General features: G+C 45.0%; 18 protein-coding genes. 7 read left to right on the forward strand and 11 right to left on the reverse strand.

The features are described 5' to 3' along the window. Positions 1-96 precede the first annotated feature (96 nt). Positions 97-723, reverse strand: a complete 627-nt coding sequence (gene upp, locus BEL05_RS11665) for a uracil phosphoribosyltransferase (protein WP_028764067.1) — start codon at positions 721-723, stop codon at positions 97-99. A gap of 215 nt (positions 724-938) precedes the next feature. On the opposite strand from upp, the gene purM reads away from it, so the two are divergent. The 5 genes from purM to asnB all read left to right on the forward strand — a co-directional run bounded on the left by purM (position 939) and on the right by asnB (position 7,367). After that, positions 939-1,976, forward strand: a complete 1,038-nt coding sequence (purM, locus tag BEL05_RS11670; RefSeq protein ID WP_069671270.1) for a phosphoribosylformylglycinamidine cyclo-ligase — start codon at positions 939-941, stop codon at positions 1,974-1,976. Continuing rightward, a complete protein-coding gene (gene purN / locus BEL05_RS11675; protein ID WP_069671271.1) occupies positions 1,976-2,620 on the forward strand; it encodes a phosphoribosylglycinamide formyltransferase in 645 nt (214 codons plus the stop codon). The genes purM and purN overlap by 1 nt, the downstream gene beginning before the upstream one ends. A gap of 216 nt (positions 2,621-2,836) precedes the next feature. Then, on the forward strand, positions 2,837-3,583 hold the full coding sequence (locus tag BEL05_RS11680; RefSeq protein WP_069671272.1) for an HAD-IIA family hydrolase: 747 nt from the start codon (positions 2,837-2,839) through the stop codon (positions 3,581-3,583). Positions 3,584-3,726: 143 nt separating this feature from the next. Beyond that, positions 3,727-5,376 (forward strand): M28 family metallopeptidase, encoded by a 1,650-nt coding sequence (locus BEL05_RS11685; RefSeq protein ID WP_069671273.1) that lies wholly within the window; start codon positions 3,727-3,729, stop codon positions 5,374-5,376. A gap of 332 nt (positions 5,377-5,708) precedes the next feature. Further along, on the forward strand, positions 5,709-7,367 hold the full coding sequence (asnB, locus tag BEL05_RS11690) for an asparagine synthase B (RefSeq protein WP_069671274.1): 1,659 nt from the start codon (positions 5,709-5,711) through the stop codon (positions 7,365-7,367). Between the two features lie 37 nt (positions 7,368-7,404). On the opposite strand, the gene BEL05_RS11695 is transcribed toward asnB, so the two are convergent. The 6 genes from BEL05_RS11695 to BEL05_RS11720 form a co-directional block, all read right to left on the reverse strand. Then, a complete protein-coding gene (locus tag BEL05_RS11695; protein ID WP_069671275.1) occupies positions 7,405-8,172 on the reverse strand; it encodes a substrate-binding periplasmic protein in 768 nt (255 codons plus the stop codon). Positions 8,173-8,234: 62 nt separating this feature from the next. Beyond that, entirely contained in the window at positions 8,235-8,615 is a 381-nt protein-coding gene (locus BEL05_RS11700; protein ID WP_245686983.1) for a 5-carboxymethyl-2-hydroxymuconate Delta-isomerase, read from the reverse strand. Further along, positions 8,584-8,946, reverse strand: coding sequence for a VOC family protein (locus BEL05_RS11705; protein WP_069671276.1), 363 nt, complete (start codon positions 8,944-8,946; stop codon positions 8,584-8,586). Before BEL05_RS11705 ends, BEL05_RS11700 begins: the two co-directional genes overlap by 32 nt. Before the next feature lie 55 nt (positions 8,947-9,001). After that, positions 9,002-9,706 (reverse strand): DUF445 domain-containing protein, encoded by a 705-nt coding sequence (locus BEL05_RS11710; protein WP_028764058.1) that lies wholly within the window; start codon positions 9,704-9,706, stop codon positions 9,002-9,004. Between the two features lie 74 nt (positions 9,707-9,780). Beyond that, a complete protein-coding gene (locus BEL05_RS11715; protein ID WP_069671277.1) occupies positions 9,781-10,215 on the reverse strand; it encodes a GNAT family N-acetyltransferase in 435 nt (144 codons plus the stop codon). A gap of 127 nt (positions 10,216-10,342) precedes the next feature. After that, positions 10,343-11,344, reverse strand: coding sequence for a 2Fe-2S iron-sulfur cluster-binding protein (locus BEL05_RS11720; protein WP_069671278.1), 1,002 nt, complete (start codon positions 11,342-11,344; stop codon positions 10,343-10,345). A 168-nt stretch (positions 11,345-11,512) separates the two neighbouring features. Between BEL05_RS11720 and BEL05_RS11725 the strand changes: the two genes are divergently transcribed. Both BEL05_RS11725 and BEL05_RS11730 read left to right on the forward strand, forming a co-directional pair. Further along, complete coding sequence (locus BEL05_RS11725) at positions 11,513-14,551, forward strand: DUF748 domain-containing protein (RefSeq protein WP_069671279.1); 3,039 nt, start codon at positions 11,513-11,515, stop codon at positions 14,549-14,551. A gap of 148 nt (positions 14,552-14,699) precedes the next feature. Then, complete coding sequence (locus tag BEL05_RS11730; RefSeq protein WP_028764055.1) at positions 14,700-15,056, forward strand: glutathione S-transferase N-terminal domain-containing protein; 357 nt, start codon at positions 14,700-14,702, stop codon at positions 15,054-15,056. A gap of 58 nt (positions 15,057-15,114) precedes the next feature. Here BEL05_RS11730 and BEL05_RS11735 read toward each other — a convergent pair whose 3' ends face one another. From BEL05_RS11735 to BEL05_RS11750, 4 genes are read right to left on the reverse strand one after another with little or no spacing between them, the layout of a single operon-like run. Beyond that, positions 15,115-15,519 carry a CBS domain-containing protein gene (locus BEL05_RS11735; protein WP_028764054.1) on the reverse strand — a complete coding sequence of 135 codons (405 nt, stop codon included), beginning with the start codon at positions 15,517-15,519 and terminating at the stop codon, positions 15,115-15,117. Then, entirely contained in the window at positions 15,516-15,866 is a 351-nt protein-coding gene (locus tag BEL05_RS11740; RefSeq protein WP_028764053.1) for a P-II family nitrogen regulator, read from the reverse strand. The genes BEL05_RS11735 and BEL05_RS11740 overlap by 4 nt, the downstream gene beginning before the upstream one ends. Next, the gene (locus BEL05_RS11745) at positions 15,856-16,644 is read right to left on the reverse strand and encodes a DUF1538 domain-containing protein (RefSeq protein ID WP_069671280.1); all 789 of its coding nucleotides are present in this window, start codon (positions 16,642-16,644) and stop codon (positions 15,856-15,858) included. The genes BEL05_RS11740 and BEL05_RS11745 overlap by 11 nt, the downstream gene beginning before the upstream one ends. After that, on the reverse strand, positions 16,644-17,378 hold the full coding sequence (locus BEL05_RS11750) for a DUF1538 domain-containing protein (RefSeq protein WP_028764051.1): 735 nt from the start codon (positions 17,376-17,378) through the stop codon (positions 16,644-16,646). The genes BEL05_RS11745 and BEL05_RS11750 overlap by 1 nt, the downstream gene beginning before the upstream one ends. Between the last annotated feature and the right edge of the window lie 199 nt (positions 17,379-17,577).

Raw genomic sequence — 17,577 nt, forward strand, 5'->3', positions numbered from 1 at the left:
GCGAGCCATAAAAAAGGGAGCCATTGGCTCCCTTTATGTTTAGGTAATACGTAAGCTTAAACACGGATTACTTAATACAGAGTATTTGATAACGACTTACTTAGTACCAAAAATTTTATCACCCGCATCACCAAGACCCGGCAAGATATAACCTTGCTCATTTAGGCATTGATCGATTGAAGCAGTATATAGCTCAATATCAGGATGGGCTTTTTCTAGCGCTTTAACACCTTCAGGGGCTGCCACCAACACAAGAGCTTTAATCGCTGTACAGCCACGCTCTTTAAGGAGATCGATCGTCGAAATCATCGAGCCACCCGTTGCAAGCATAGGGTCGACAACCAGCGCGATACGTTCATGCATATTGCTAGCAAGCTTCTCAAAATATGGAACTGGCTCTAATGTCTCTTCATCGCGGTAGATACCCACAACAGAGATACGCGCACTCGGTACATGCTCAAGTACACCGTCCATCATACCCAGACCTGCACGTAAAATTGGCACGACAGTGACCTTTTTACCTTTGATCTGTTCAACTTCCACTGGGCCATTCCAACCTTCGATGGTCACTCTTTCAGTTTCGAAATCAGCAGTTGCTTCATAAGTCAGTAAACTGCCCACTTCGGCAGCTAACTCACGGAAACGTTTGGTACTGATGTCCCCTTCACGCATTAATCCAATTTTATGACGTACTAAAGGATGCTTAACTTCGACCACTTTCATCGTTTTCTCCTGATACTTTTCCAGTGTTTTTTCCAGCAAATTGTACCGATTCTAGTAGATTTGTTCATAATGGAAAACATAAAGTTTTACAAACACGGTAAATCGTGACCTAAGTCCGCTTGAATAAGCAAAATCATCACTTTCGACCGCTGTCACAAGCTGATAGAATAGCGCCGCATAAAAATCCAATAACGATGTACCCGAGAGGATCCTCCGTGAGCACTCCTACCCAGCTAAGCTACAAAGATGCAGGTGTTGATATCGACGCTGGCAATGCCCTTGTTGATAATATTAAGTCTGCTGTTAAACGTACCCACCGCCCAGAAGTTATGGGTAACCTAGGTGGATTTGGTGCCCTTTGCGAGCTACCAACTAAGTACAAACATCCAGTTCTTGTTTCTGGCACCGACGGTGTTGGTACCAAGCTTAGACTGGCTATCGATTATAAAAAACACGACAGTGTTGGTGTTGATTTAGTTGCAATGTGCGTGAACGATTTAATCGTTGCTGGCGCTGAGCCACTGTTCTTCCTCGACTACTATGCCACTGGCAAGTTAGACGTTGACACCGCAACTTCTGTCGTCAACGGTATCGCCGAAGGCTGTGCCCAATCGGGTTGTGCATTAATCGGTGGTGAAACCGCTGAAATGCCAGGCATGTACGAAGGCGAAGATTATGATCTTGCAGGCTTCTGTGTCGGCGTTGTTGAAAAAGAGGAAGTGCTAGACGGCTCCAAAGTTGTCGCTGGTGATGCACTGATCGCTTTAGGTTCAAGTGGACCGCACTCAAACGGTTATTCGCTTATCCGTAAAGTACTTGAAGTGAGTCAAGCCGATCCGCAGCAGGATCTAGAAGGCAAGCCACTTATAGACCATTTACTTGAACCAACCAAAATCTACGTTAAGCCGCTACTTAAGCTGCTTGAGCAAAACGATATCCATGCTATGGCCCATATCACTGGCGGCGGATTTTGGGAGAATATCCCACGCGTGCTCCCTGACGATGCAAAAGCTGTGGTTAAAGGTGACTCTTGGCAGTGGCCAACCGTGTTTAACTGGTTAATGACCAATGGCAACATCGCTGAATTTGAAATGTATCGAACCTTTAACTGTGGTGTGGGTATGATTATTGCCCTCCCGCAAGATGAAGTCGACAGTGCATTGACCTTGCTAAAAGCTGAAGGTGAAAACGCTTGGCTTATCGGTGACATTGCTGCGCGCAATGGTGACGAAGAGCAAGTGGAGATTTTATAATGCCACAGTGCTGTCGCGTATTAGTTTTAATCTCAGGTAATGGCAGTAATTTACAGGCTATTATCGACGGTTGTGATGATAATTTGCAGGCAGAAGTTGTCGGTGTGGTGAGTAACAAGCCCGATGCTTATGGGCTGGTACGCGCTCATCACAGCGAGATAGATACCAGTTGCGTGATAGCGCACCAAGGTGAAACCCGTGCCAATTATGATGTTCGCTTGAAGCAAGCTATCGACAAGTACCAAGCCGATCTTATCGTGCTAGCTGGCTTTATGCGCATATTGAGCGACGAGTTTGTTCAGCAATTTGAGGGGAGAATGATCAATATTCATCCCTCTTTGCTCCCTAAATACCCTGGGCTTAATACTCACCAGCGCGCGATTGACAATAGTGACAGCGAGCATGGTGCTTCGGTGCATTTTGTGACACCTGAGCTCGATGCTGGCCCAGTGATCTTACAGGCTAAAGTACCAGTCTACCCTGAAGATGACGCCACTATTTTAGCTGAGCGCGTTCATGAACAAGAGCATGCTATCTATCCGTTGGTCGTTAAATGGTTTAGCCAGAACAGGTTAGCGATGAAAAATGGCATCGCCCTCTTGGATGGCAACCCGTTAGGCGAAGCAGGGTATGCTACCGAGTAATCATACTCTCAGCTAAATAATCAAAGCACTATCACAGATAGTGCTTTTTTTTGCGCCTAATTCTGCGGTGGATGAGAGAGCCAAGATCACGTGGCTCCAAGACGCATCAAAACAACTCTAGTTACGCAGTTCCCAATAAAAGTGTTTGTATTCCGACAGAATTTGGCTTTATATAAGGTCACAATGCTATTTCACAGTGATCAATGGAAGTCTTAGATGAAAAATGTAATTTGTGATATTGACGGAGTATTACTGCACAACAATAAGCTCATTCCTGGCAGTGATAAATTTATTCACCGCATTCTTGAACAGGGCAACCCGCTCGTTATCCTCACCAACTATCCTGTTCAAACCGGTAAAGACTTACAAAACCGTCTGGGAGCCGCCGGTATTAATGTACCAGAAGAGTGCTTTTACACCTCAGCGATGGCCACTGCTGATTTTTTAAAGCATCAAACCGGCGACAAAGCATTTGTCATAGGTGAGGGCGCCCTCACCCACGAGCTCTATAAGGCAGGTTTCACCATTACCGATATCAACCCCGATTTTGTGATCGTTGGCGAAACACGTTCTTATAACTGGGATATGATCCATAAGGCGGCAGGTTTTGTCGCCGAAGGTGCGCGTTTTATCGCGACTAACCCCGACACCCATGGTCCAGCTCATAGCCCAGCCTGTGGCGCATTATGTGCCCCCATTGAACGCATCAGTGGCCGTATGCCCTTCTATGTTGGAAAACCCAGCTCTTGGATCATTCGCTCTGCCTTAAATCACATTAATGGCCACTCTGAAAACACCGTCATCATTGGTGATAATATGCGTACTGATATTTTGGCGGGCTTCCAAGCAGGTCTTGAAACTATCTTGGTGACCAGTGGGGTCAGTCAGCTAAAACATGTTGAAAAAGAGCCTTTCAGGCCCAACCATATTTTCGATTGTGCGGGAGATATTGACGTCATTTAACGTCACCACCACAAGGTAATAAAGCGTAACATTTTAATAAGATGGCACACTTGATAAAGTGCGCCATCTTATCCATCATAGCTGTCCTAAAACATACAATTTATAACAAAAATAAATAACGATAATAAATAATAGGACACACCATGCGACTACTTTTGTCGGCTTGTGCGCTTATAAGCTTAAGTGCCTGCAGCCAGCACCCTACAGCGATGCAAACCAGCCTCACTCCACCTGAATTTAACGAAACTCGATTTAGGCAAGATATACAGTCACTCTCTTCCGATAAATTTGAAGGTCGAGCACCCACGACCCAAGGGGAAGTGCTCACCCTCGACTACCTCACAAAAGCCTTCGCCGCCGCCGGCCTTGAAGGTGCCAATCAAGGCAGTTACCTGCAAGCAGTACCTATGGTGAGCTATACCGCGAGTGAAACACAGCAGATATCATTAGGTGGCATAGTCATGCATCACCGCACCGATATCGTGCTGGGTAGTCGTCATGACAATCAACAGGTTGATATTAAAGACGCGCCATTGGTCTTCGTCGGGTACGGTGTTAATGCACCTGAGTATGACTGGAATGACTATCATGGCTTAGATATGCGCGGCAAGATTGCGGTGATGTTAGTCAACGATCCCGGATTTGCGTTACCTGAATCAGGCAAATTTAATGGCAAGGCCATGACCTACTACGGCCGTTGGAGCTACAAATTTGAAGAAGCCAGTCGCCAGGGTGCGCTTGGGGCAATCATCATCCATGATACTAAGCCAGCTTCTTATCCTTGGTCTGTGGTTGAAAATAGCTGGACTGGCGCACAACAAGATCTTGTTTTCGACAAAACGACCCAAGATGGTCGAGTTACCGTTGAAGGTTGGCTCACAATGGATAAAGCCAAGGAGCTATTTAACGGCGCAGGCTTATCGCTCGCAACATTGAGCGATCGGGCGGCAAGCAGCCCAATTAACGTCGAGCTTGAGAAAACGGCCAATATTGCTTTTACCAATAAGGCGGAATATGCCAACAGCTATAATGTAGTCGCGACCCTGCCGGGCAGCAGTGCCAGTGATGAACACTTATTGTTTACCGCACATTGGGACCATATTGGCGTAGACCCAAATAAAGAGGGTGATCAAATCTATAATGGCGCGTTAGACAATGCGTCAGGCACAGCTGGTATCTTGGAAATCGCGAGACAGTTCTCGCTTAGCGCAAAAAATGGCGCCCCATTGAAGCGCTCGGTAACCTTTATCGCGACAACTGGCGAAGAGCAAGGCTTATTGGGCTCACGCTATTACGCCGCCAACCCGCTCTACCCTTTAGATAAAACGGTGGCCGTATTTAACTTAGACAGCACCAATATCTATGGGCGTACCAGTGATTACACCATTGTCGGTAAGGGTAAGTCAGAACTCGAAACCTACTTAACAACCGCGGCCAGTGCTCAGCAGCGTGTTGCAGTTAGCGAGTCTCGTCCTGAATCGGGCGGATTTTTCCGCTCAGATCACTTCAGCTTTGCCAAATATGGCGTACCAGCGGTCTTCGCGGGCGGCGGTAACGAACCTGCCGATGAGGCATCAAAAACCTACCGCGCATCCATGAAAAAGAAGATGAAAGGCTGCTATCACAATGTCTGTGATGAATATCGCGCCGATTGGGATCTGTCGGGTGCCCTGCAAGACTTAGCTGTCTACTATCAAGCTGCGCAGACCCTTGGCAATAGTGACGCTTGGCCGGGTTATTATCCGGGCACTGAATTCCACTCTCTGCGCCCAGCGAAAACAACCACAGACTAATGTTCCCTTAATCGATGACAAGGCTTCTTAATGAAGCCTTTTTTGTTCATATAATCATCATGATTAAACTATTTCTACCCATCATTAAAAAGGAGTGAACGGTTTAAGATAGTGCAAATCTGACGCTGTAAAAATGGATAAATCTTAACTTTACCCAATAGAATGTCGGAATAGTTGTGGATATCTCATTTTTTAACCCCCTTCACCGACAAAAACCTCAACCAAAACCACCAAAAACAGATGTTTTCACAAAAAATTGGTTTGGCAAATGCGAAAAATGCTGTCAAAGTGATTAGCAATTGAGATTTAGTTAGTTTTTGGGAGCTTTTGTTATGTGTTCAATATTCGCCATTTTAGATATTCAGTCAGACGCCGCGCCACTGCGTCAAGTCGCTCTCGAAATGTCCAAGCGATTACGTCACCGCGGACCGGATTGGTCAGGGATCTACAGTAGCGACAAAGCCATATTGGCTCACGAGCGCTTAGCCATTGTTGATATTGAGCATGGTGCTCAGCCACTGCTATCGACAGACGAAAGCCTGATCCTTGCTGTTAACGGTGAGATCTATAACCATAAAGAACTTAAAGCTGAGTTAGGCGATAAATACAGCTACCAAACCAACTCAGATTGCGAAGTCATTCTTGCGCTTTACCAAGAGTATGGCTGTGATTTTCTCGATAAGCTTAATGGTATTTTTGCCTTTGTACTGTATGACAAAACTAAAGACACCTATTTAGTGGGTCGTGATCATATGGGTATTATTCCGCTCTATACCGGCCACGACACAGAAGGTAACTTCTATGTTGCCTCAGAGATGAAAGCATTAATGCCTGTATGTAAAACCGTTGAGGAGTTCAAACCAGGTCAATATCTAACACCAGCTGGCTATGCGCAATATTATCAACGCGATTGGCGTGAATTTAGTGCCGTGGCAAATAACGAAGCCAGTGTCGATGAACTACGTGAAGCTTTAGAGGCGGCCGTTAAGCGTCAGCTGATGTCAGATGTGCCTTATGGCGTACTGCTATCGGGTGGACTCGATTCCTCAGTCATCTCAGCCATAACCCAGACTTTTGCTAAACGTCGCATCGAAGATGATGGCGAGTCTGATGCTTGGTGGCCACAGTTGCACTCATTTGCAGTTGGCTTAGAGGGTGCGCCTGATCTTATCGCAGCAAAAAAAGTTGCCGATGCCATTGGCACGATTCATCACGAAATCACCTTTACATTTCAAGATGGTATCGATGCCCTTAAAGATGTGATCTATCACTTAGAAACCTATGATGTCACCACTATTCGTGCCGCAACCCCTATGTACCTTATGGCACGTAAGATCAAAGCGATGGGGATTAAAATGGTGTTGTCGGGTGAAGGAGCTGATGAGCTATTTGGCGGTTATCTTTACTTCCATAAAGCCCCTAATGCACAGGCATTCCATGAAGAGCTAGTGCGTAAACTGGATAAGCTTCACCTGTTTGATTGCCTACGCGCCAACAAGGCCATGGCCGCTTGGGGCTTAGAAGCCCGCGTGCCTTTCTTGGACAAAGCGTTTATCGACACCGCCATGCGAATCAATCCAGAAGCCAAAATGTCTAAAGACGGCCGGATCGAAAAACACATTTTACGTCAGGCGTTTGAGCACAAATTGCCTAAAGAGGTTGCATGGCGTCAAAAAGAGCAGTTTAGTGATGGTGTAGGCTATTCATGGATCGACGGGCTGAAAGATCATGCTGCTGAGCAGGTCGATGACCTACAACTGGCCAATGCCAAATTTAGGTTCCCCTATAACACGCCAGAAACAAAAGAAGCTTACTTCTATCGTTGCTTCTTTGAAGAACATTTCCCGCTTGCATCGGCTGCGGAAACCGTCCCTGGTGGCAAGTCTGTCGCTTGCTCTACCCCTGAAGCACTCGCTTGGGATGAAAGCTTACAAGGGATCATTGACCCCTCAGGCCGTGCGGTGCAATCTGTTCATGAGAGCGCCTACTAGATTGGAGTAACAAAAAAGAGACCCTAGGGTCTCTTTTTTAATACAGCTCAATATGCTCCAAGATAAACTGTTCAACTTCGCTCATAAATCGTTCTTGCTCATAGGCCTCACCAATAATACGTTCCATCTCAAGCAGTGAAATATTCATCTGATGCTTTTTACTCACACCAAAATAAATCGGCCTAATCTCTTCATACGTATAGGGGTGAACCTTTAATTTCTGTTCAAATTCTGGATAGTATTTCTTGAGGCTGGGCAATACAACCTTGGGTAATATTAAAATATCGAAACGGCTTCGCAGCAACATATTCGTGGCAGAAATCATATCGTTGGTCATGACTTTACGTAGGCGCTGATCATTGTCGAAACGCTCAAAATATTGCGTTTCTCTCGAAACCCCAATAGAGGCGTCAATCAGTCCCTCATAATCCTTGACATTGTTGAAACCTTTGAGGCTAATAAATACGTAACGACTATCGGGTCTAAAGGGCAAAAAATAGCTGTAAGTGTGGCGTTCTGGCTTATCGATTAACCCCGCGACCACATCAACACGGCCCCCTTCTAGCATGTGTAAGCAACGCGCAAAATTGGGACTAGTTTCAAAACTTAAGTCATGTTCAAGCAGCTTAGCCATCAATCGTAATGCAGCAATATTTTCACCAATCGGCTCCGCATCAGCAGATAACACCTGAAACGGCGGATAGTGATCGACACAAACCCTCATGGTTCCCGCGCTAACCACTGAAAAACTGCATAACAGGCAAGCTATGCTTAGTAACTGTCCTATCTGTTCAAAATGCACCACTGACAAAATACTCCTAGAGCTGCTTAAATCAGGGAATACTGGATCAATTCGGTCCAGTCAAATTATTCGTTAGTCCACTTAAAGTAATGACGCTTGTCTAGCTCCAACACTTCCATTGTCAGGCTGTCGATCGACTGATTAAGAATGACTATCTGCCGATAGACACTGTTACTGAGCAACTGTTTCTGTTCTGTGCTACGCCCAGGCATAATCTTGAAGGTGATATGGATAAATCGCCCATCAGCCAACATACCCACCTTAGAATGTGACACAGGAATACAGCGAGACTTCACAGCAGCGGCGTCAAATAACGCCGAGTCTATCGCCCCCTTGTGAACCGCCTCAACAAGCTGAGCGATATCGATATCAGTCTCTAACGACGCTGAATACTCTATGATACAGTGTGGCATATTATTCTGACCAAACCGCAAATTCATTGCCATTTGGGTCCTTAAAATGAAAACGACGCCCACCTGGGAAGGTAAAAATAGCTTGGCTAATTTCACCGCCAGCCTCGGTCACTTTGGCCATTGTTTGCGTTAATTGTGTGGCATAGATAACAATGAGTGGCGCACCGTTAGCCAAACTAAAGCTGTGGTCAGAAAGCGTAAAACCACCGTTAATCCCTGCATTAATAAAACAGCTGTAGGTCTCACCATAATCAACAAATTCCCAGCCAAAAACCTGACTAAAAAATGCCTTGGTTGGTGCCATAGCACGCACGGGGATCTCAAGGTAATTAATGTGCCTGTCTTGATTAACTGTTTCTTCCATTTAACACCTCTATGCATATCCAAAAAGTAAAAAAGGGAGCTAAGCTCCCTTTTTATTATGTAATGAGTCCAGCCACAAGGCCAATTAACCCACCAAACACCCCGCCCCACACGACTAACCAACCAAGATGTTTCTTAATCATCTGTTGAATAATCTCTTTAACTAACTGCGGCGTTAGCTCTTGTAGCCTTTGATGCACAATGGCGCTAATTTTTGCCCTAAGATCAGCCATAACATCAGGCTGTTCTATCTCATTTTTCAATAGTTCATAGAAATCTTCACTTTGTGAAATTTCAATTAAGGAGCTTTTCATTTTATGAATAAACGGTTCTTTAAGGGGCGCTATAGCTTCGCTACCACCAAACATCGCCAACATGCCACCAAGAGAAGATTGCTCTACCGTGGTCACTAATGCATTAAAAGCCGGAGTCATGTCAACATTTTCAATCACAGGCTGAAGATTTATTTTAGCCGCGCCACTCCCCTGCTCTGATAAAAACTTATCGATGTTTTCGTCGGTAAAAAACTGCTCCATCATCAATGAAGCAATGCCCGCCTTAAACTCTTCAAAATGCGCGGGGACGACACCGGAGCCATATAACCCTGGTACCTTTTCAAACAGCATATGGATAGCTAACCAATTGGTTGCCGCGCCTGATAAAGCAAATAAGCCCACACTTAATAAAATTGGGGCCGCAAAAAAATATCCAATTGTCATTAATGCCGCTGCAACGACATTGGTGATCACGCTCTTATTCAATCTTCTCTCCAACCATTAAGCATAAAAAAACGCGTTATGTTACCACAACGCGCTTTAATGAAAGAATCAGAATATTAAATGACGGCAGCCCGTGAGAAGGATTCAAAGACTGATTTAGAGTCATCGTTGTCAATCATCAAAAATCCATCCTCATCAAGATGCTCTCGACGCACCGCGAGCACATTTGTTTCATCAGCAAGCTCCTTGGCTTTGTGGATGAGAGCGGTAGCAATACCTTTATTGCGCTGAGACTCGACAACAAAAATATCGTCAAAATACCATAAGGGTTTGAGTAATCGAGAAGAGAACGAGGGATACAACTGAATAAACCCAAGAATTTCACTCTCCAATTGAGCAATGAATATTACCGAGTCGTTTTCTTGTAATCGAGATTGAATAAAGTCCTTAGAATCATCGGAGGCTGGCAGCTGACCAAGGCTTTGACGATATAAATCAAACTGTGCGGATAAAACCGATAAGTCTTCTTCTATGGCAATTCTAATTAGCATATTCCGTCCTTGAAATTTCAATGCTCTCGCTAACAAATTTTAGGGCTATTTCTATATTTAACATGATGTTAGCATGAAAACAAAAAACCGCAACCCAATACACTCGTTATCACTTAATTATTGTTGCCTATAAATCCCTAGGGCGCGTGCGTAGATCTTTATATTCAAAAGAAAGTGTGTGTACCCGCTCAATCGGAAAACCATTTAAAAAAGCCATTTTACGGCTTTGATTAACTAAGCTGGGCTCGCCGCATAAAAACAGGTGTTGCTGACGGTCAAACTTGTGTGCTTTAACGGCTTCATTAAACGGGTCTCCCAGCATCACTCTGCGCCCAGAGGGCATAACATCATGGTGACCAGTAATGCAGGCATGATAGAAAAAGTGACGATGCTCTAGCATCATCTGCAGCAACTCTGCGTGTAGGTATAGATCGTCCATCTCACGTCCACCCACATAAAGATGAATCTCACCTTGATGGCGATGAGACAGAGCTTCACGCACAATACTGACCGCCACACCTAAGCCACTGCCAAACGCAATAACGATAAGCTTATTGTCTTGGCATTGACTATCGTAACTACTTGCTCCCATGGGCCCCTGCACCAGCAGTTTTTCACCAATATTGGCTTGGTGATAGAGCCAATCACTGAACTGGCCATTGTACTTTCGCCTAACATGTAGCTCGAGTAGGCCATCACTTGGTGAATTAGTTAACGAATAACTGCGCGTTACACCATCAAACCGTCTTAGATTGATATATTGACCAGGTTGATGAATAAAACCTTGTTCGACCTTCAATGCAATACGAACAATGGACTGATTAAGATATTGTTTTTGCTCAAGCACCGCAGGTGTAAATAGATCATGAGGCAGAATTGACTTTAATTTCAACTCATCTGATACCACTGCCTGACACGCGCAAATATAGTGCCGAGCTTTTAACCCCGACGTCAGCCCCCTTTGTGCGCCGATGTTAATCTCGCCTTCAATATGCTGAACTAGGCAGGTCTTACAGACCCCTTTTTTGCAGGAGTAGTTCACTTGCTGACCATGGCGAATTAAGGTATCGAGTACCGACTCCCCTTCTTGAGCGTCATAGAGCTGCCCATCTAGATAAAATCTCGTCATATCTACAATTTATCTCAAAAAAAACTCTGAAATTAGATGTGTATAAATGCATAATCGACAATAATGCTACTAAAATTATAGTGGTTGATCTGGCTATGTCACAGCGATAAGCCAAGTCACTCACTATTAGCAACCACCGGATCGGTTCAATTTAACATTAGGGTCATTATGTCTGTCGTCTCATCACCACTTGCTCGCCTAAGACAACAATACACACAACTGCCTAGATATCAACGATATATAGGTATTTCCGCCCTAATATATTTAATATGGACACTCCTATTAGGTATGCTTGTTCCCTACGTAGTACAACAGCAAGCCCCCAAACAGCTCTCTCAAATACTCAACAGAGAAGTGGTGTTATCTGACGTTGCCATCAATCCTTTTACGTTAGCCGTAAGCTTGGATAATTTTGCCATCAAAGAGGCCGATGGCACTCCCTTTGTGGGGTTTCATCAGCTCTCTTTTGAGTATCAGTTTTGGCGGTCGATTTTCAACTGGGGCTACAGTGTTACCAATATCGAACTCAATACGCCTTATGCCCACATAAAACGTGTGATCAGTGATGAACCGTTGAGATTTAATTTTTCTGACATCATTGAACATTTGGCGAATAATAACGGCACAGAAGCTAAAGCTGAAGATGATGCCGCTTCAGCGATACCCCACTTTTTATTCACTGACTTGGCCATTGTCGACGCCAACCTAAACCTCATTGATGAGGTCACTCAAGGCGAAGTGACCTATCCAAGTATCCAGCTTAACATTGCGGCATTTGATTCAAACACCCCACTATCAACTCAGCTCTCCAACGAGCCTTCTAGCAAGGTTAATCGGTATGATATTGAATTTGTTGGTAGACACGGTGGATTAATGCAGCTGAAAGGCCAAGTGCAACTCACGCCTTTTAACGTCGTTGGCGACATCAGTCTGCAGAATATCCACTTGCCACAATTTTGGACGTTTATCGCTGACGAGTTTCAGGTGAAACTAGACAAAGGGTTGCTAGACTTTAGCACTGACTATCAATTTGGATTCGAAAATCAACACCTACAGGCGACCCTGAATAATGGCGAGCTTGACCTTAAGCAACTCAATGTTAGCCATCAACAAGCGTCTATTGTCGCCCTTGACTCCTTTGCCTTTAAAGGCATCAATTTCGATCTGGCCAACAAAAGTGTTGTTGTGGATACATTAACGACCAACAACCTAACGCTCAATGCGCACTTAGATAAAACGGGTGTCGACTTAGTACCATTATTTATGCCTAAACAGATGCAGAAAAAGCATGCCCAACCACCAAAAGATGAGCCAGCAGCGCAACTTGCGACCACGCCATCAGCTCAAACTCTGCCATGGCATGCAACACTCAGCCAAATCAAAATAAGTGACTACAAGGTTAACCTCAAAGAGCAATTACTTGGTGATGAAAACCTATGGAAAATTGGCGATATCAGTCTGAGCACGGGGCCAGTTAACGCAGCGTTAACCTCGCCCATCGAGTATCAATTAGCACTCAATGTTAACCAGCAAGGTACACTTACTTCACAAGGAGCCGTTGATCCCGCCACTCAAAAAATAGATAGCCAAATCACTATGGCTAACCTTGCCCTCACACAATTTCAGCCCTATTTGTCTTTGTACCTCAACATCAATTTAGAGGATGGATTATTTAGTACCCAAGGCCAACTTCAGGCAGATGCCAGCACCAATGTAACCTATCAAGGCGCATTGCAAGTTAAACAGCTACTGATTAAAGACACCATTAAGCAGCAGCCCCTGCTAAAATGGCAAACCGTAGACATTAATCAATTGACGTTCGACAAAGCGGCAAACCAATTAAGCATAGATCAGGTGACACTTAGCCAGCCTTTTAGCCGCATTTTGATTGCCGAAGACCGTAGTACCAACTTCCAAGAACTCATGGTGCAAAGACCCGACACTAAGCCAGCGTCGAAACCGGAGGTCAACAGCGACTCAGCACCATTGGCACTATCGATTAATAATATTGCCTTTAACGATGGCTCAACCTTTTTTGCAGATAATTCGTTAACGCCAAATTTTGCAGCCAGCATCGAGCACTTATCTGGCAACATCGCCAATTTATCATCCAGCAGTGAACAACCTGCTAGCGTTGATATTTTAGGCAAAATTGATCGCTATGCACCTGTTAGCTTAAAAGGACAAATCAACCCACTCCTTGCGCAACCGTTTCTTGACCTCGCCCTCAGCTTTAAGCATGTAGAGCTAACATCGGTTAACCCTTACTCAGGTACCTATGCAGGTTACTATATTGATAAAGGTCTACTCTCACTCGATCTTAACTACCAGCTTGAGAACAACCAGCTCGTCGGCGATAACCACTTAGTGGTTGACCAACTGCAATTAGGGAAGCCCAGTGACAGTAGCCTAGCAACCTCACTGCCCATCACCTTGGCTATTGCTTTGCTGCAAGATAGACATGGCGTGATTGATTTAGGGCTGCAGGTATCAGGCGATCTTGACGAACCTAGCTTCAGTTTCGGTAGCATTATTGCGACGGCGTTTACTAATGTGATCACTAAAGCTGTTACCGCGCCATTTAGTCTGTTGGCGGGCCTACTTGGCTCTGATGATGAACTCGACAAAGTGCCTTTTAATGCAGGGGAAAGCAAGCTCCCTGCCGCCAGCCAGAAGTTGTTGGACAACTTAGCCAAAGGCCTAGAAAGCCGCCCAATGCTGACCTTAAGCGCTAAAGGGGCCGTCGATGAGATTGCCGACAGCCAAGCCCTAATGACACAGGCATTGCAGCAAAAACTGGCAAAAATTGCAGGTATTGAAGTCAACACTCTACCCGCCAATTTAACGCCTAGCACTTACCCTACTAGCGGTATACTTTCTGATGCGCTCAAACGCCTCTATCAAGATGAACTTCAACTTTCCGCTACCGACGTTAAATCGCAGATCCTTGCAGAATATGGAGAAAAGCCGCTGACGGAAGATGAGTTAGCGACCCGTTGGCATATCGCCTTATATAACTACTGCCATGCGGCCCAAACCTTGTCAGATGATGCGTTAGGTGTGTTAGCCCAACAACGCGCATTATCGGTAAAGACCTATCTAGTCGATAGCGCCAACATTGGTGCTGAACGGGTATTTGTGCTCGACAGTCGCGTTGATGTGGATGCTAGCGCAAACCAAGCATTATTGACATTGAGTGCGAACTAACCACCTGTATTACCAGAAAATAAAGGGAGTGCTTAATCACTCCCTTTATTCATTTTGTTGGCTTATCTCCCCATCACGCTAAATTTTCTTTGATCCCCATCACGCTTAGGTTAAAATCCGCCACATCAAATATGATAAGGAGTTGTTGATGTTTATTGTTCGTTGGGTATTAGGCCGCATTATTCTATTTTTTAATTTTATCTTCGCACCTAAGAAGCGTCAGCGCCCGCTAGCAGAACAAGCAAAAGTGGATGAAGTAACCAAATCTATACAGCTTTATCAATATCCTGCTTGCCCATTTTGCGTAAAAGTTCGCAGAACAATTCGCCGTCAAGGATTGAATATTGAGACCGTCGATGCCAAACAAGAGTTGCATCAACAAACGCTTGTGAGCCAAGGTGGCAAAGCGATGGTGCCTTGTTTACGTATAGAAGAAAATGGTGAAACGCAGTGGATGTATGAGTCATCAGACATTATCAACTATCTCAACCAACGCTTCGCTTAAGGTTTTACACTAGCAAAATAAAAGTGGGTGTCACGATGACACCCACTTTTATTTGGTCTTATGCTTGAGGCATCATCCCCTTCAGCACTATGTCGTGATAAGTCACAACACCCAAAATTTCCCCCGCTTCAATCACTGGAGCTTTATTAATACCAAAGCGTTCAAACAAGCGCGCTGTATAACGAATATCCATGTCTGCATGGACCGAAAACACCGGTTTTATCATGATTTCATAAACATTGACCCGCTCAGGTGATTTGTCTTTTGCGAGCACCTTACGCGCAATATCGCTCATCAAAACCATACCAAACTCATCATGCTCATGGCGCTTATTAACCAACAACATACTGACATTATGGCTGATAGCGAGCCTTATCGCCTCGGCGACGGTATGCAAGCCATCAACCATTACATAGTCATTGGTCATTACGTCACTATTTTGTATTGGCAAAGATGGTTTCATATTTGATCCTCTATCTCTTTACTAAGCTTTTCAACTTGATGGGCCACGCCAACAGCATCCTCGACATCAATTTGAATCGCGATCCCTTGGCCAGGGTTGGTATCAAACTCCCCTACTCGGCAAATGGTTTCTAAAATAGTGCGGCTCATATGTTCTTCTACCAGCCACAATATGACATCACGCTGAATATCCAAACCTAGGCCCATGAAGGTTTTCTTTTTTTCTAACCCTTCACCTCGGGCATGATTAATAACCGTCGCACCCGTTGCGCCAGCGGCTCTCGCAGCATCCAGTACCGTGTCGGTACTGGTATCATCGACAAACGCGACTATGAGTTTAAAGCGCATGCTCTCGCTCCTTAGCGGATTTTCGCTTACTTAAAAATTCAACTAATTGGGCATAGCCCATTACAGTTATCATTGGGAATAAACTGGCAAAGGCGATCAAGCCAAAACCGTCGATAAGCGGATCCCGCCCCTCTACATTTGTCGCCAACCCTAAGCCTAACGCAGCAACCAAAGGCACGGTAACCGTCGATGTCGTCACACCGCCAGAGTCATATGCTAACGGCACAATCATTTTGGGGGCATAAAAGGTTTGAATAACCACCAGTACATAACCCGCCATGATGTAATAATGAATAGGGTCGCCCACAACAATCCTAAAACAACCTAGGGATATCCCCATGGAAACGCCTATTGCCACCGAGATCCTAAGCCCCTGAATGCCAATCGTGCCACCGGACACTTCATTAGCCTTAATCGCAACGGCGATCAGTGACGGCTCTGCAATCGTGGTACTAAAACCTATGGCTGCCGCAAAAATATAAACCCAAAAATAGTCTTGCCAAACGTAAGGGCTGGTATCTCCTTCGGGGTGTAAGAAACTCGGAGAGGTGAGCTGCTCGGCCATACTTTCGCCGATAGGAAATAATGCCAGCTCTAAACCAACCAAGAAAAAGCTTAACCCTATGATGACATACACAAAGCCCAGCAACACTTTACGCCAGTTGGCAATAGGCCGTTTGAGTACGCCCAACTGAAAACCAAACAGTATCACAGCTATCGGCACAACATCACGAGCGGTTAATAGCAGAGTATCTAATACTTGCAGTGTTAAACTCATCAGAGCACCACCATGCCGTAAAGTAGGACAAAAATCATTGGTGTTAAACTCGCAAAGGCGATAAGGCCGAAGCCGTCTAACATTGGATTGCGCCCCTTAATAACCGTTGCAAGTCCAACCCCAAGGGCGGTAACAAGGGGCACTGTAATTGTGGAGGTCGTTACACCACCGGAGTCATAGGCAATACCGATAATATTCTCTGGGGCAAAAGAGGTTAAGATCATCACGCAGATGTAACCCCCAATAATGAGATAATGAATGGGCCATCCTTTCAAAATACGGATAACACCTAATAGAATGGCCAGTCCCACGGCAACGGCGACCGTCAGCCTTAGGCCCATCGCATAACTATCCATTGCCGCTTCACTTTGACCAATAGCCCCTGACTTTGCCGCTACTTCTGCGGCTTCATTGGCCACAGCAGTCAGTGCGGGCTCGGCCAAAGTGGTACCAAACCCTAACGAGAATGAGAAAATCACCAACCAAAAAACACTGCCTTTGCGGGCTAATGCTTGCGCCAATGACTCCCCAATGGGAAAGAGTCCCATCTCTAAGCCAAACACAAAAAAGGTTAAACCAAAGACGATAAACAGGAGACCGATAAGAATAGAAACAAGATTGGCAGGTGCTTGTTGCAAAACAAATATCTCGAAAAAACCGACAACGCAAATGATCGGAACAAGGTCCCGAAAACTACCTAACATAGAGGTTAACAACTTCATTAACGCTTGCATTCTCACTCCTAAGATCCGGCGCTTCCTACCACAATTCGCCATAAATTTAGTGTGCCAAGCCAAAAAAAAATAACAACAATTAATTTACATTAATCTACATTTCCGTGACTTTAATCAATCTCTAGCGCTATTAATCGGTTGGATCTGGCCACCCAATTTGTAATCCTGTGTAAAACAGTTGTTGAATGGATGATATAAG

This window comes from Shewanella colwelliana (genome assembly GCF_001735525.1).
GTDB classification, from domain to species: domain Bacteria; phylum Pseudomonadota; class Gammaproteobacteria; order Enterobacterales; family Shewanellaceae; genus Shewanella; species Shewanella colwelliana.